The organism is Bradyrhizobium sp. UBA2491, from assembly GCF_002341725.1.
Taxonomy (GTDB): domain Bacteria; phylum Pseudomonadota; class Alphaproteobacteria; order Rhizobiales; family Xanthobacteraceae; genus Bradyrhizobium.
The window spans coordinates 65,260-80,656 of the sequence record NZ_DDOP01000044.1 but is presented as its reverse complement, the minus strand read 5'-3'; the positions used below and the strand labels follow the sequence as shown (position 1 = coordinate 80,656).

14 protein-coding genes are annotated in these 15,397 nt (G+C 65.3%); 5 read left to right on the top strand and 9 right to left on the bottom strand.

Going from position 1 to position 15,397, the window contains the following annotated elements:
• Window positions 1–81 precede the first annotated feature (81 nt).
• Together B2W55_RS14875 and B2W55_RS14870 are read left to right on the top strand one after the other, a co-directional pair.
• Complete coding sequence (locus tag B2W55_RS14875) at window positions 82–675, top strand: DUF1349 domain-containing protein (protein WP_029879328.1); 594 nt, start codon at window positions 82–84, stop codon at window positions 673–675.
• A 200-nt stretch (window positions 676–875) separates the two neighbouring features.
• On the top strand, window positions 876–3,149 hold the full coding sequence (locus B2W55_RS14870) for an FdhF/YdeP family oxidoreductase (protein ID WP_024582148.1): 2,274 nt from the start codon (window positions 876–878) through the stop codon (window positions 3,147–3,149).
• A gap of 30 nt (window positions 3,150–3,179) precedes the next feature.
• Here the strand turns inward: B2W55_RS14870 and B2W55_RS14865 are convergent, their stop codons facing one another.
• From B2W55_RS14865 to B2W55_RS14830, 8 genes are all read right to left on the bottom strand, one after another.
• On the bottom strand, window positions 3,180–4,592 hold the full coding sequence (locus B2W55_RS14865; protein WP_024582149.1) for a sensor histidine kinase: 1,413 nt from the start codon (window positions 4,590–4,592) through the stop codon (window positions 3,180–3,182).
• 134 nt (window positions 4,593–4,726) lie between these two features.
• Window positions 4,727–5,989 carry an MFS transporter gene (locus tag B2W55_RS14860; RefSeq protein ID WP_024582150.1) on the bottom strand — a complete coding sequence of 421 codons (1,263 nt, stop codon included), beginning with the start codon at window positions 5,987–5,989 and terminating at the stop codon, window positions 4,727–4,729.
• A 181-nt stretch (window positions 5,990–6,170) separates the two neighbouring features.
• A complete protein-coding gene (locus tag B2W55_RS14855) occupies window positions 6,171–7,187 on the bottom strand; it encodes an alpha/beta fold hydrolase (protein WP_145987196.1) in 1,017 nt (338 codons plus the stop codon).
• Window positions 7,184–7,447, bottom strand: coding sequence for a hypothetical protein (locus B2W55_RS14850; RefSeq protein WP_244468645.1), 264 nt, complete (start codon window positions 7,445–7,447; stop codon window positions 7,184–7,186). Before B2W55_RS14850 ends, B2W55_RS14855 begins: the two co-directional genes overlap by 4 nt.
• Before the next feature lie 28 nt (window positions 7,448–7,475).
• Window positions 7,476–8,573: a hypothetical protein gene (locus B2W55_RS14845; protein WP_024582153.1), complete on the bottom strand. Its 1,098-nt coding sequence runs from the start codon at window positions 8,571–8,573 to the stop codon at window positions 7,476–7,478.
• Window positions 8,570–8,977 (bottom strand): membrane protein, encoded by a 408-nt coding sequence (locus tag B2W55_RS14840; RefSeq protein ID WP_035636128.1) that lies wholly within the window; start codon window positions 8,975–8,977, stop codon window positions 8,570–8,572. Before B2W55_RS14840 ends, B2W55_RS14845 begins: the two co-directional genes overlap by 4 nt.
• 14 nt (window positions 8,978–8,991) lie before the next feature.
• On the bottom strand, window positions 8,992–10,389 hold the full coding sequence (locus B2W55_RS14835) for an FAD-binding oxidoreductase (RefSeq protein ID WP_024582155.1): 1,398 nt from the start codon (window positions 10,387–10,389) through the stop codon (window positions 8,992–8,994).
• Between the two features lie 122 nt (window positions 10,390–10,511).
• A complete protein-coding gene (locus B2W55_RS14830; protein WP_024582156.1) occupies window positions 10,512–11,162 on the bottom strand; it encodes a hypothetical protein in 651 nt (216 codons plus the stop codon).
• A 195-nt stretch (window positions 11,163–11,357) separates the two neighbouring features.
• On the opposite strand from B2W55_RS14830, the gene B2W55_RS14825 reads away from it, so the two are divergent.
• Complete coding sequence (locus B2W55_RS14825) at window positions 11,358–11,525, top strand: hypothetical protein (RefSeq protein WP_168200223.1); 168 nt, start codon at window positions 11,358–11,360, stop codon at window positions 11,523–11,525.
• A gap of 113 nt (window positions 11,526–11,638) precedes the next feature.
• A complete protein-coding gene (locus tag B2W55_RS14820; RefSeq protein ID WP_024582157.1) occupies window positions 11,639–12,148 on the top strand; it encodes a ParB N-terminal domain-containing protein in 510 nt (169 codons plus the stop codon).
• Window positions 12,149–12,244: 96 nt separating this feature from the next.
• Here B2W55_RS14820 and thrS read toward each other — a convergent pair whose 3' ends face one another.
• Window positions 12,245–13,444, bottom strand: coding sequence for a threonine--tRNA ligase (gene thrS / locus B2W55_RS14815; RefSeq protein WP_024582158.1), 1,200 nt, complete (start codon window positions 13,442–13,444; stop codon window positions 12,245–12,247).
• A gap of 553 nt (window positions 13,445–13,997) precedes the next feature.
• Here thrS and B2W55_RS14810 point away from each other — a divergent pair.
• On the top strand, window positions 13,998–15,194 hold the full coding sequence (locus B2W55_RS14810) for an acetyl-CoA C-acyltransferase (RefSeq protein WP_024582159.1): 1,197 nt from the start codon (window positions 13,998–14,000) through the stop codon (window positions 15,192–15,194).
• Window positions 15,195–15,397 lie beyond the last annotated feature (203 nt).

Sequence of the window (15,397 nt, the reverse complement as noted above, 5' to 3'; positions counted from 1 at the left end):
TGCGTACAAAAGATATGATGCGACGCGCGGGATGCCCCGGTATTCGCTGACATGCTACGCTGAGGGCGATCGAGGTCCGGGATGAACAAAGCAATCTTCGGCAGACATGACGGCGTCTGGCTCAACGAGCCGGAGCACTGGACTGCGGACGGCGATAGCCTCCGTATCGTCACCGGCAATGCCAGCGATTTCTGGCGCGAGACGCATTACGGCTTCACCCGCGACAGCGGGCATTTCCTTGGCTTCCAGACCGCCGACGCCTTCACCGCGGAGCTGCGCGTCCAGGGCAATTTCACCGCACTCTACGATCAGGCCGGCATCATGGTGCGGGTCGACGCGCAGCACTGGGTCAAGGCCGGGATCGAGTTGTCCGACGGCCGTGCGATGCTGTCGAGCGTGCTGACCCACGGGCAATCGGATTGGACGACGGCCCCCTACGCGCACGATGCCGGCGACTTCCGGCTGCGCGCAACGGTTTCGAACGGCGTGCTGCGCCTGCAAGTCTCAACGGACGGCAAGCTTTGGCCGTTAATGCGGCTCGCGCCGTTTCCGAAGGTCAAATCCTATCTGGTGGGGCCGATGGCCTGCACGCCCGAGCGGGCCGGACTCGAGGTCAGCTTCTCCGCGTTCCAACTGACGCCACCGCTCGGCAAGGATCTGCACGATCTCACTTGAGGGACCATCTCGCTCTCTATCCGGGCTGACGGACTGTTGACCACGCGCGCTGGCCCATTAGTCTAGGCTGTGCGCGAGACATAGGCCTCACATCGAGAACGTCGATGGAAGCAGAGGTCTCGCCGATGTCTGCGATCAGACCAAACAAAGAATTCGGGACAAACGCACGGGGTCACCACTCAAGAGCAGCAGGAGGACATATGGTCCAAAAGCGCGACGTTCCCGGTATCCGCCCCTATGATGCTCCCGCCGGCGGCTGGGGTGCCCTCAAGGCCACCGCGATCGCGGTGCGCGATCAGATGGAACTGGTCGAGGCGCCGATCACGCTGCTGCGCACCAACAAGCCCGACGGGTTCGATTGCCCGGGCTGCGCCTGGCCCGACAAGGAGCACACCTCCACCTTCCAGTTCTGCGAAAACGGCGCCAAGGCCGTCACCTGGGAGGCGACCAGCAAGCGCGTCACGCCGGAGTTCTTCGCCGCCCATACCGTCACCGAGCTGCTCGGCTGGAGCGACTTCCATCTCGAGAACGAGGGCCGCCTCACCCACCCGCTCGCCTATGACGCCGCGAGCGACACCTACCAGCCGATCGACTGGGACGACGCGTTCGCGCGGATCGGCGAGACGCTGCGCGCGCTGCCCGATCCCGACATGGCCGAATTCTACACCTCGGGCCGCGCCTCGAACGAAGCCGCCTTCCTGTTCCAGATCTTCGCGCGCGAATACGGCAGCAACAATTTCCCCGATTGCTCGAACATGTGCCACGAGGCGACCAGCGTCGGCCTGCCGCAATCGATCGGCATCGGCAAGGGCACGGTGTCGCTGGACGATTTCGACCATTGCGAGCTGATCATCGCGATGGGCCACAACCCCGGCACCAACCATCCGCGCATGATGGGCACGCTGTGGGAGGTGTCGCGACGCGGCGTGCCGATCATCGTGTTCAATCCCTTGCGCGAGCGCGCGCTGGAGCGCTTTGCCGATCCGCAGGACCCGATCGAGATGGCGACGCTCGGTTCGACCCGGATCGCCTCGACCTACTACCAGCCGAAGGTCGGCGCCGACGCCGCGGTGCTCAAGGGTATCATGAAGGCGCTGATCGAGATGGATGACGCCACGAAGGGCGTGCTCGATCACGGCTTCATCGCCGAGCACACCAATGGGTACGAGGCGTTCGCCGCCGACCTGCGCGCGACGGCGTGGCCGTCGATCGAAACCGTCTCCGGCTTCAACCGCACCCAGCTCGGCGAGGTCGCCGCCGCCTATGCGAAATCCAACGCCACCATCATCACCTATGGCATGGGCATCACTCAGCACATGCGTGGCACCGACAATGTCCAGCAGATCGCAAACCTGCTGCTGCTGAAGGGCAATTACGGCAAGCCGGGCGCCGGCATCTGCCCGCTGCGCGGTCACTCCAACGTGCAGGGCAACCGCACCGTCGGTATCACCGAGAAGCCCAACATCCCGATGTTCGAGGGTATCGAGCGCACCTTCGGCTTCAAGCCGCCGCGCCATCACGGCCACGACGCGGTCGCAGCGATGGAGGCGATCGACGACGGGAAGTCAAAGGTGCTGATTTGTCTCGGTGGCAATTTTGCCATCGCGCTGCCCGATCCCGAGCGCTGCACCGCCGCCATGCGCAAGCTCGATCTCGCCGTGCATCTCGGCACCAAGCTGAACCGCTCGCATCTCCTGGTCGGCAAGCAATCGATCCTGCTGCCGGTGCTGGGACGCACCGAGCAGGACATCCAGGCGAGCGGGCCGCAGGTCGTCACCGTCGAGGATTCGATGTCGATGGTGCACGCCTCGCGCGGCAGGCTCAATCCGGCGTCCGAACATTTGCGTTCGGAATCGGCCATCGTGGCCGGCATGGCGATGGCGACCCTGCCGTCGAGCAAGGTGCCGTGGACCGAGCTGATCGCCGACTACGATCGCATCCGCGATGCCATCGAGGGCGTGTTCCCGGACTTCAAGGATTACAACGCGCGGATCCGGACGCCCGGCGGCTTCCGGCTGCCGCTGCCGCCGACCGAGCGCAAATGGACCACCGCGTCCGGCAAGGCCGAATTCCTGATCTTCGACGGGCTCGAAGAGGACCCGGTGCTGGCGGACAGCACAGTGCTCAAGCTCGCCACCATCCGCAGCCACGATCAGTACAACACCACGATCTACGGGTTGGACGACCGCTACCGCGGCGTGTTCGGACGACGCGACGTGCTATTCACGAACGAGGCGGACCTCACCGCGCGCGGCCTGGCGCATGGCGATCTCGTCGAGATCGAGACCGCCTTGCCCTCGCCCGCACCGCGCCGTCTTACGCTCACCGCGATCGTCTACGACATCGCCCGCGGCTCGGTCGCCGCCTATTATCCCGAAGCCAATGGCCTGGTGCCACTCGACTATCAGGATAAGGAAAGCGGCACACCGTCGTACAAGTCGGTGCCGGTGCACATCCGAAAGGCGGCGCAGTAACCGCCACGGCCGCGTGACGGCGCGGACCGCTCAGGTCGAGACGGGTATCTCGATCGCCACCAGCGTGCCGCGACCGGGCTCGCTCTCCAGCGCGATCCGGCCGTTGAGTGACGAGACAACGGTATTGAACGCGATGTGCAGGCCGAGGCCGATATTGCCTCGCTCTCGCCCGGTCGTGAAGAACGGATCGAAGACGCGTGCTTGCAACGCCTCGGGGATGCCGACGCCCTGGTCGGCACAAGCGATCCGCGCCAGCGCCTGGTCCAGCTGGCTGACCGTCACGGTGAACCGCCCGCCTCCGCCATCGGGATAGGCATGCGCCGCCGCGTTGAACGCGAGACTGCTGATCACCTGCGCCAGCGCGCCAGGATAGCTGTTGAGGATGATTCCCTGGGGGCATTCGACCTCGACGATCAATCCCTGACGGGACAGCAATGGCCCGAGCTTCGCCACCAACTCGGACAACCAGCCGCCAAGTTCGAACGTATGACGCTCCTCGTCGGCTTGATGGATCGCCACCTGCTTGAAGCTATGCACCATCTCGGAGGCACGATGCAGGTTGTCCGAGGTCAGTCGAAGGCCCTGCTCGATCCGCGCAATGCCCTTGGTCAGATCCGATCGGCGGACGGCGGCGCTCTTCAGCGCCTCGTTCATCGCGCGAAGATCGGCTTCCATGGTCGTCGACGTGGTGAGCGCGAGGCCAAGCGGCGTGCTGACTTCATGCGCCACGCCGGCGACGAGTTGCCCGAGCGAGGCTAGCTTCTCGGCCTGCACGAGTTGCGATTGCGTCGCATGCAAATCGCGCAGCGAGGCTTCCGAGCGCTCCTTTTCCAGCCGCAAGGCCTGCGCGGTCCGAAACTGCTGGCGCGCGCGAAACTCACGGGCGGCGACGGCATAAAGCGACAGGGCATAAGCGTTGAGGACGAGGGAATGATTGATGAAGCGCAGCCCCGGCGGCAAAGCCGGGGCGAGCGATTCAGCGATGCACAGCGCAATCCATGCCGTGAGACAGAACACCGCCAGCGGACCGATCCGCAGCGGCAGCATGGTCGAGACGAACAGGATCACCATCATCACGCCAGGCGCCGCGTAGGTGAATCCCGAGGGCAGAACCAAGTAGACGCTCGGCAGCACGCAGCCTGGAATGACGCAATAGACCAGAAAGATCGTTTCGGCCCACGGCTTCATCGCCCGCATCCAGAGCAACGCGGTGAGCGGAAGCAGAACCAAGACCGCGGTGCCGCCGCGGATCGCCAGCGTGATCGGCAGGATCTCGGGATAGAGCACCCAATCCCAGAACGCATATCCGGCATAGGTGAACGCGCCGAGCAGCATCGCTACCTGCGTCCAGCCGATATTGCCCCGCACATATTGGTCCACGAACCGGCGCTCTTCGACGATGTCGTCGAAGCGCAGTCCAAGGCGGGTCAAAAGGCCGAGCATTCCGGGATCAAAATCGGTCGAGAAAATCTTGCATAGGGAAATTGCAGCGCAAAGAATGATCTACGACAGCTTGCCCACGCTGTCGCGCCCTTTTGGCGCATCCACAGCCACGGCGCGGCATCGCGCCGCGCCCCTTACCGCGCATTCGCCGGCGCGTGGGTCGGCCAGAGATCGGCCCGCCAGTGCAGCGCGATCGCGAGCATGGCGATGAAGCCGGCGGCGGCGAGCAAGGTGCCGGTCGCGGTGTAGCCGATCAGGTCGATCAGGCTGCCGGCGGCGAGCAGGCCGAGCGGCAGGCCGTAGATCACCATCATGCGCACGCCCATCACGCGGCCGCGCAGATGGGCGCTGGCGTTGCGCATCAGCATCACGGCGGCCGAGATCATCGACATGCTCTGTGCGATGCCGGCCAGCACCAGGCAGGCCATCGCCACCGGCATGGTCCTGAGCTCGACGAACACCAGCAGCATCGCGTACCAGGCGAGCGTCGCGCCGATCAAAAGCCGCGCGATGCGCACGCCGCCGGCCATGCTGAGCGTGATCGAGCCGATCAGCGAGCCGACCGCGAAGCTCGCGGAGAGATAGCCGAGCCCGGTCTGGTCGGTATGGAAGATGTTGCGCGCGACGTATGGCAGCAGGCCGTTGGTCAGCGGAAACGCGGTGAGGTTGGCAAGGAACGCAACGCAGAGCGCAGCACGCATGCCGGGCCCGCTCCAGGCGTAGACGATGCCTTCCTTCAGGTCGCGCAGCAGTTTTGAGCCGGGCAGATCGATATCAGCTTGATCGCCTGTGCTGTGCGTCTTGGCTGGACGCTCCATGCACAGCATCAGGATGGCGGCGACGAAGTAGAAGCAGGCGATCCCGACATAGACGTAACCGATGCCGAGCGCCGCGAACAATCCCGCCCCGGTCAATGCGCCGGCGATGCGCGCCGAATCCTGCGTGGTGCGCGCCAGGCTGATGGCGCCGACCAGTTGCTGCGGCGGCATGATGTCGGCGAGCAGCGCGCCGCGCACGCCGAGGTCCGACGGACGGATCACGCCCATCATCGCGACGATGATCATGACGTTGAGCGGCGCGAGATGTCCTGATAGCGCCATTGTCATGATGGTGCCGGCGAGCGCCGTATAGGCGAAGCGCATCACGGCCAGCAAATCGCGATGCCCCATGCGGTCGCCGATCATGCCGACGACCGGCGCAACCAGCGTGCCGACATATTGCAGCGAAGCAAGCACGGTCAGCAGCAGCACCGATCCGGTCTCGACCATGATGTACCAGCCGAGCACCAGCGTCTCGACCTCGAACGCCCAGGAGGTGAGCAGGTCCGACGGCCATTGAAAGCGATAGCTGCGAATCCGGAATGGCGCGAGCGCGGAGGTCCGCGTGGTCCCGCTCAAGACGCGATGACGCGTGTCACGGCGTGTCCTGCCCTTTGCTTGTTTCGTCCGGGGCCTGGTTGTTCTGGGTCTTGATTCTCTTGGCGAAATACCCCGGTTCCGGAAGCGTAGCGCCGACAGCATCGGTGTCAATCGAAGCCGCCGCATGCCGCCATGCGCGACGGCGTGCTGCACCGCCCGGCTAGTTTCGCCCGGCGTGCGCGACCGCCGGATCGGCGGACGCAAGCTGCCTGATCGCATCGATCAGCGCAGCGTTGAAGGCGGCGGGATCCTCGATCTGCGGAATGTGCCCGACATCCTGCATCACCTTGAGCGACGCCTGCGGGATCAGCGCGCGGAGATCGTTGGCCTGGGCGAGCGGCGTGACGTCATCACGATCGCCCCAGATCATCGCCACCGGCACCTTGATCTTCGACACCTCGTCGCGCGAGGCACTCAGCGCCGCACGATCCGAGCCGGTGAAATACAGCAGCCAGTCCGCGATATGGGATGTCGTCCCGGTGACGCGCATCGGCGCCTTGAGGATGTCGAGCGTTTCATCGCTCGCGGCGTCCTTGCGGTAGATCAGCTTGGAGAGCAGGAAGCGCGTCGCCAGCGGATCGGTCGCCGTCGCCGCCACCGCGAGCTCGCGCAGCGGACGATAGGCGAGCAGCGCCGGCGGATCGGACGGCGGCTGCGTCAGCCCCAGCGCCGCATCCACCAGCACGAGCCCGATCGCACGGTCCGGATGGCGCAGGACATATTCGAGTGCCGCGCCTGCGCCAAAGGAATGACCGACGATGATGGCGCGCCCCACCCCCAGCGCCGTCATCATGCCGTCGATGCGGGCGGCCTGCTCGGCACGGGTGTAGCCGCCTTGCCGCTCGGAATAGCCGAACGGCGGCAGGTCGGGCGCGATCGGCCTGTAGCCATCGGCCTTGAGCGCCGCCGTCGTGCGCCACCACAATTTGCTCCAGGCCGCGGTGCCATGAAACAGCACCACCGGAATGCCGCCCGGCGGCGCCGGATCCATCACGAACAGGCGTCCGTGGCCGCTGTCGACAAACTTGCCGTCGGCAGGCGCCGCCGCGGCTGCGCTCTCCGTTTCCCTGAGATGCGCAGCCAGCCGCAGCGCGCCCAGTCCAACGGCGAGCACGCCGATGAGGCCGGTCACGACCACGACCGCACCGATCGCGAAGCGGCGGATCCATCGCGTCATCGCCGGCCACACCCGGCGGTCAGCACCGGCCAGACCAGCCACGCGCCACGGCTGTAGAGCGATTTGACGGTGTCCTCGTCGGCCGTCCGCATCGCGAGGAAGCCGCGGCCGGAGGCAAGCAGATCGCCGTCGGCGCCGGCCAGCCGGCCCGGATCGCCGAACGCGACCACGACGGTGGGAGTCACGACGAGCGCGGCCGCGGCCATCCCGACGAACCACACCACCAGCACCGCGGCGGCGCCGCCGGCGAAGCGAAGCAAGCGACGCCTTGCCTGAGCAATCCTTGCCTCAGTAGTCGTAGGCATGTTCGAACCTGGCGCCGAGCGCCTCGACGGTGGCCGGAAACGCGGCCACCGTGGCGACCTCGGTATCGTAGCCCACTCTGCGCCAACCGGGCATCGATTGCACGTCGGTCTCGAAGATCGGCCTGGCGCCGCCGACCTGCGGGAGCTGTCCCGCGGGAACCAGCACCGTCGTCAGGATCCTGGTGTTGCCCGCGATCTCGCCGAACGACAGCCCCTTGGCGCCGATCTCCCTGATGATGCCGGTGAACTCGCGATAGCGCGGCGTGATCATCAGCACGCCCTGCCGGCCGTCGGCCGCGCGCACCTCGCGCACCGGGCGGATCCGGCTATCCGGCGGCAGGGCCTGCGCCGACGGCGCCAGCACGACGCTGCCGATCTCGAGATCGGCGGGAGACAATCCCGCGAGCGCGCCGATCGCCTTCGCGTAGAGCGATTTGACGCCATATTGCAGCGACAGCGAAAACCGCCGCTCCACCGAACGCAGCGACGGCTCGAACGGCACGTCGTGCCAGAGCGCCGACAATTTGTCGGCGAACGGATAGCGGTACCACGGCGTCTGCTCGAGGAACTTGGCGTAGTCGTCGAGCAGCGCCTGGTTGAACTCGTCCTCTTTGGTGCGCGTGGACCCGCGCCACGCCACGGTGAGCGCGCCGATGGTGCGCTCATAGAGCCCCTGCACCGCCATCTCGGCGGTGAAGCTGGTTCCGATGATGTAGTCGGTGATCATCTGGTCCGGCGTGGCGGGCCGGGCCGACGACGAGGAGCGCCTCGCGCCGCAGAGGCTGGACCAGAAGCCCCTGACGCTGCGGTAGTAATCGAACGAGGATTCCGAGGCCGCGCGGGTCACGCCGGCGAGATCGGAATAGGCATAGACGATGTACCACTCCGGATAGGTCAGGAACGTATCGCCTTCCGCCCGCGCGTATTTGGCATCGTCGACACCGAAGGCCGCGGTGGCGGGCGCCAGGGAATCGTCCGGCGTGCAGGCGTACTGGACGTAGCCGATCTGCGCCGCGCAGCCCGCGACGAACACGACAACGGCGACACCGATGACGGCCGCGATCCGCCGAAACCATTTCATGCCAGCCGGCTCCTCGCCGAAAATCCGGTCACGATGCCGAAGGCGCCGAGCGCGAGATGCGGCACGCTCGAGGCCACCTTCACGAAGGTCGAGGTCGAGCGGACGCCATCAATGAAGATGCTGAGATCGAGATAGCCGGAGCCGGTGAACACGCCCATCACGCCGTCGAGGAAATACAGCGTGCCGAACACTTTCAGGAAGAAGATCGACGCCTGCCGCGAAATCGCTGCTGCCGCGATCGCCCAGGCTGCGGAGGCCAGATGCAGCGCATCCTTGTAGATATCGAGATGGAACAGGCCGAACACCCGTCCTTCGGTGTCGATGAAGGCCGGGATGTAGTCGGTCGCCGCAGCGAACAGCAATGCGGCGCCGAGCAGCGCGGCGGCCAGACGAGAGCGATCCATGATCCTGCGCTCCTTCAAGCGAAATAGACGTCCCACATCATGTTGCGGAACACCAATGACGGGTCGAGCCGGCGCTTGGCGGCGACGAATTGCTCGGTACGCGGATAGATCGACCGCACCTGGTCGCGCCGGGCATGCAGCCGGTATGGCAGATAGAACGCGCCGCCGAGATCCTTGACGCCTTCGATCAGGGCTTCGGTCATCCGCATCATGTCGACCTCGCCCTCCGGGCTGATCTCCTGCGAGAACGACATCACCGCCGCGATCCGCTTCTGCGGCGCATAGGCCAGCACCGCGACCGGATCGGCATCGACATAGCGCAAGGTCACGTTGAGAAATTCCGACTTCGCCTTCGGGATCACCGCGCGGCAGAGATTGACGAAGCCGTTGAATCGATCCGGCGGAACGAAATATTCATGCAGGATGTCGGTCCGCGTGCCGTCTCCCGACGCCAGATTGACCACCGGCTCGACCATCAGCGTGTTGCGGGTGGCGGCGCCAGCGATCGACGGGCTGACCGAGGCTTCCATGAACCAGCGGAAATTCTTCGCCCATTCACGCCCGGTTTGCAGCCGATAGACGTCGCGGGAGAATCCCGTCAGCGCGCCATGGTCGACCACGGCGGGAAGCGGCGACGGCTGCGTGGCGGCTGCCCGATAGGTGATCATCAGGGCCTCGTCGAACAGGCTCTCGCGCGCGACCGAAAGCCTGCCATAGGCCATCCGCACCGCGGGATCGTTCTCGACCGCGTTGACGAAAGCATCGGCGAATTGCGATGGCTGCATCCTCGTATAGGTCGGCTGCATCAGCGCATTCGGCACCATGTCGAGCTCGAGCTCGACGATGGCCCCGAACAGGCCGTATCCGCCCATCGCGAGCGCGAACAGCTCCGGTTCCTTGGTCCGCGAGCACTCGACCAATTGTCCGTCGGACATAACGATCTTCACCGCGCGCACCGTAGCGCCAAACGGACCGTAGCGCGTCGGCCAGCCATGCGAATTGACGCAGAATGTCGAGCCGACGCCAAAATCGCTGTTGGACTGCATCACCGCCGGCGAGAAGCCCTGCGCATCGAGCGCGCGGATCACCTCGAACCAGCGCATCCCCGCCCCGACGCGATAGGTCATGTTGGCGCGATCGGTCTCGATGTGCCCGCCGGTCAGGGTGATCGCGACCCCGTCGCGCGGAATCGACTGGCCGCCCATCGAGTGGCGCGCCACGCCGATGGCGAACGGACGTCCCTCGGTCCTGGCCGCGGCGATCTCCTGCCGGATCGTGCCGACGATGTCGTCGGCGGGCGCGGCCCTAAGCGCGACGTGGCGCGCCACCGGTGTCGGATTGAGCCGGCTGGCGTCGTTGATGATGGGCCTCGGAGTGAACTCGGCGTGCGCCGGTACTCCCGAAGCCAGCACCGTTGCTAGTCCTCCCTTGAGGACGGATCGTCGCGATAGCGTCACAAGAAATTCCTCAAACGACTCGTCTGGCGAATGTTACCGGAAAAATCCTCCCGACAACGGACTGGCGTTCTCGCGAATCACAAGCCCATGCGCGGCACCGCGCGTCGCAACATGAGGTGGGTTGGTATGAACGCCAGCAGCGGCAGGCCGATCATCAGGCCGGCGAGCCACACCAGCGGCGGCACGAAGTCTTGCGGCGCCCTGTCGCTCATGCCGAACACATAGTTGATGTTGACCGGGGTCATGCCCGGGTCCGGCCGCGGTCCCGGCATCACGAAGTAGCAGATCAACAGCAGCGCCCAGGCCAATGCGCTCCAGGCGATCAGCGCGCGCTGATCATAGCCAAGCCGCCAGACCAGGAACAGCAGCAGGAACGGCAGCCAGCCGTGAAAGCCCGACAGGAACCGGAGGAACAGCGAGAGGTCCTGATCGAACATGTAGTTCGTCATTCCGGTCAGCGAGACACCGGCGACATGCGCCAGAAAGTCGACCACCCAGAAGGTTTGCGGCACCAGCAGGCCGACGGCACACATCGAAATCAACAGCGCGCTCTCGGTCCAGACCCCGATCAAGGTGAGGATCAGGGAGACGTCGCAGAAATAGAGAAAATTGGTCGGCCCGTACCAGTAGGTATAGACCGGCACCAAAACGGCCATGAAGGCGCTGAAGCCGATCTTGACGGAGAGCGGAATGCGCGTGCGCGACTGCTCGACAGCGATAACGGACATTGCGGCGGGAACTTTCCATTGCACAACCGGCGATGCTTAGCACCCGGCCGGTAAACGGCCTCACCAGCTCGCAACCCTGGATTACCGGCGTGCGAGAATTCGGTTAACGCAAACCGAGCGTGCACCATACAGTTTTAGCTACGGCTGTGTGCGCCTTTGGGGTAGCATGCCCGTTCCAAAGCTGCGGAGCAGCCCATGACGGCCTTCGGAGTATTCGCAATCTATGTGACGCCGTTCGTGATCATCGGGATCGCAATCAAACTGCTGATGAAGCGTTACGCCATCGATCTGCCCGAGGTGCAGAACCAGGCAGGCGCGGCGCCGAAGCGACGATTTCTGCTCGGCGCCTGGCGATCGGATTAGGCCATGTAGGCCGATCGCTTCAGGCCGGCCCGGTTTACAAGGCTGCGGCCACGGCGTAGCGCTTTATCGTTGAACTTTGTCTTCTGGACCGCCCCTGAGGAGGGAATAACCCCGTGCCCAGCCCGGAAAACCTTCCAATCGACCAGATCTACGTTCCCCTGAAGAAGAGGGAAACCCTCAGGCCCGAGGTCGTCGAAGAGATCGCCGCGAGTATCCTGGAAATTGGACAACAAATCCCGATTCTCGTTCGACCAGATGAGAGCAGGCTCGTGTTGCTCGAGGGATTGCATCGGCTCGAGGCCTGCAAGGCGCTCGGCGAGACGACGATCATCGGAGTCCGGGGTTCAGCGGAGGTCCACCCCAAGGCGTTGTTGTCCGACTCAGCAGTGATCGAGGCTGAGCGTGACAAGATGGCGCGATTGAGGAAGCTGCGTCTTGAAAAGGAAGCTGCCGAGAGATCGACCACGGCCGCGGCCACAATCGTGGAATCCAAGTCGGCCGAGCCTCGGCCAGCCCGTTCCGGCAAGAGCATCGGACGGGGATCATCGGGCGGACAAGGATCGAAAACGAAAACCCTGTCGGAATGGATCACGCAACAGAAGCGCGACGGTGGTCGCTATTGACTGCCGGCTCGGCCGCCAAAGCAGCAGCCGCGAAAGCGAACCGGCGCGCCATCACTCCTCCTGCTCGACGCCTGGCAGTCGGCGTAGATGGATGCCTCAACCACGACCGCACCCGGTCAGGCGCGCCCGCAGGCAGGAGACCGCCTCGGCCATTGCAAGGTCGGCCTGCACGCCGTCGCGCTGGCGCAGGCTCACCCGCCCTTCCCGCATCTCGCGCCCGCCGACGATCGCCATGACCGGCACCGCCATATCACGCGCCGCCACGATGCGCCGCGACAACGTGTCGGCGCTGTCATAGGCGACGGCGCGAATACCGGCACCTTCGAATGCCGCCAGCACGTCCCGGCCATATCCGGCCTGCTCCTGCGAGATCGGGGCGACCGCAACCTGGTCCGGTGCGAGCCAGAATGGCAGCACGCCGCCATAGTGCTCGAGGAGGATCGCGATCATGCGGCCGAGTGATCCGAAGATCGCATGGTGGATCATCAGCGGCGTTGCACGGCTGCCGTCGGGCGCGATGTAAGACGCCCCGAGCCGTTGCGGCAACACGCCGTCGATCTGCACCGTTCCGCATTGCCACGACCGCCCGAGCCGGTCGCGTAGCGCGAATTCCAGCTTCGGCCCGTAGAATGCGCCCTCGCCGGGATTGATCCGAAGCACGAGGCCACAGCGCCGCGCGGCATCGCCGAGCTTCGCCTCCGACCAGTCCCACGTCGCGTCGTCCCCGGCGCGCAGCGCAGGCCGCGTCGCCAGCGCCACCTCATAGTCGGGGAAGCCGAGCTCGCGGTAGACCTCGTCGAGCAGGGCGATGAAGCGCGCGACCTCGTCTTCCACGTCCTGCTCGCGACAGAACACATGCGCATCATCCTGCTCGAAGCCGCGCGTCCGCATGATGCCGTGCAGCGAACCGGACGGCTCGTTGCGGTGGCAGGCGCCGAATTCGGCATAGCGGATCGGCAGCTCGCGCCATGAGCGCAGCCCCTTGTTGAAGATCTGCACATGGCAGGGACACGACATCGGCTTCAGCGCCATCGCCGCCTCGCCGTCGTCGATCCGGAACATGTGCGCGCCGAACTTGTCCCAGTGACCGCTGCGGCTCCACAGCGCCTGAGGCAGCACTTGCGGCGTGCGGACCTCGGCATAGCCGGCGCGACGCATCCTGCGTCGGACATAGTCTTCCAGCACCCGGTACAGCGCGGTGCCGCGCGGATGCCAGAACACCATGCCGGGCGCATCGTCCTGCAGGTGCCAGAGCTTCAATTGCACGCCGAGATGTCTGTGATCGAGTTCGTCCATGGCTACGTTCCTTGTCGGGGGCAGAGCGCGGACGGGATCATCAGAAACAGAAAGGCCCCGTCCGTCGCCGGCGGGGCCTTTTCTGGGTGAAGGACGCTTCTCTCTAGCGCGCGCAACCAGCAGGCGATCCGCCGTAAGCGGTCGCGGTGGTGGTCGATGCGGCTGAGAAAAGCTTGTTCATGCCCGGTGTATGGCCGGAAAATGCGCGGGCGTCAATGCGGGCGACGTGTAGTCCCGCGTCGTCCCGGCGAAGGCCAGGACCCATAACCACAAATGGTTGTTGGTGCGCGATGTCGGAACGACGAGTCCCAACCACGACATCCGCCGCGGCGTATGGGTCCCTGCTTTCGCAGGGACGACATGCGGGAAGAGTTGAGCACACTCCGATATCATTGCTCGGCTTGCCGACTCCGCCAAAACTCCGGCGTCCACGCTCCGCCGCTCATTCATCCGAACACGACATTTTGTCATGACCGCCGCAGTTGCATTTTTTGCACCGCATCATATGATACATATAATTCTATAAGATTCCCGCATTGAACGGAGTTCCGCCATGGCAACCAGCGTCGATCCCGTCGTCATCCTATCCGCCGCCCGCACCCCGCTCGGTCGCTTCATGGGCGACCTTACTTCGCTGCCGGCGCACAAGCTCGGCTCGCATGTGATAGGCGCGGCACTCGAACGCGCGAAACTCGCGCCCGAAAGGATCGACGAAGTGTTCATGGGCAACGTGCTGCCGGCCGGCCAGGGCCAGGCTCCGGCCCGCCAGGCCGCGCGCGGCGCCAGACTGCCGGATGCCACCGGCGCCACCACCGTCAACAAGGTCTGCGGGTCCGGCATGAAGGCGACCATGCTCGCCCACGACATCATCAAGGCCGGCTCGGCCGAGATCGTGCTGTCCGGCGGCATGGAGAGCATGAGCAATGCGCCGTATCTGTTGCAGAAGGCGCGCGGCGGCTACCGCGCCGGGCACGACCGCATCATCGATCACATGATGATGGATGGGCTCGAGGACGCCTATGAGACCGGCCGCTCGATGGGCGATTTCGGCGAGGCGACGGCGGAGGCGTATCAGTTCACCCGCGCCGACCAGGACGCGTTCGCGATGGAAACGCTGAGCCGCGCCCGCAAGGCAGTCGAGAGCGGCGCCTTCAAGGCCGAGATCGCGCCGATCACGTTGAGCGAGAAGGCCGGTCCGCGCATCATCGCCAATGACGAGCACCCGCTGAAGGTCGATCCCGCAAAGATCCCCGGCCTGAAGCCGGCGTTCCGCGCCAACGGCACCATCACCCCGGCCGCCTCCTCGGCCAATGCCGACGGCGCCGCGGCGCTGATCCTGGCCAAGCGCTCGCTCGCCGACCGCGACGGGCTGCCGGTGCTGGCCGAGATCAAGGGCCATGCCACCCACAGCCAGGAGCCGCAGTGGTTCACGACGGCGCCGATCCCTGCAATCCGCAAGCTGCTCGACAAAGTCGGCTGGAACGTCGGCGATGTCGACCTGTTCGAGATCAACGAGGCATTCGCGGTGGTCGCGATGGCGGCGCAGCGCGACCTCGGCATCCCCAGAGACCGGCTCAACATCAATGGTGGCGCCTGCGCGCTCGGCCATCCGATCGGCGCCACCGGCGCACGGCTGATCGTGACGTTGCTGCACGCGCTGGAGGCGCAAAACCTGAAGCGCGGCGTCGCGGCGCTGTGCATCGGCGGCGGCGAAGCCACCGCGATCGCGGTGGAGCGGGTCACGCACTGAGGCTCGAGCCCCGTCATTGCGAGGAGCGCTAGCGACGAAGCAATCCACATATCCGCATATGCGGATCGATGGATTGCTTCCGCCTTCGCCAAGGCTCCGGCGGACAAGTCGCTTCGCTCGCAACGACGCGCAGAGATGCCGGCCTCTCCGAGAGGCCCGTCGAGACGTGACGCGACCGTTCAGCTCAATGTCCGAAAATGAGG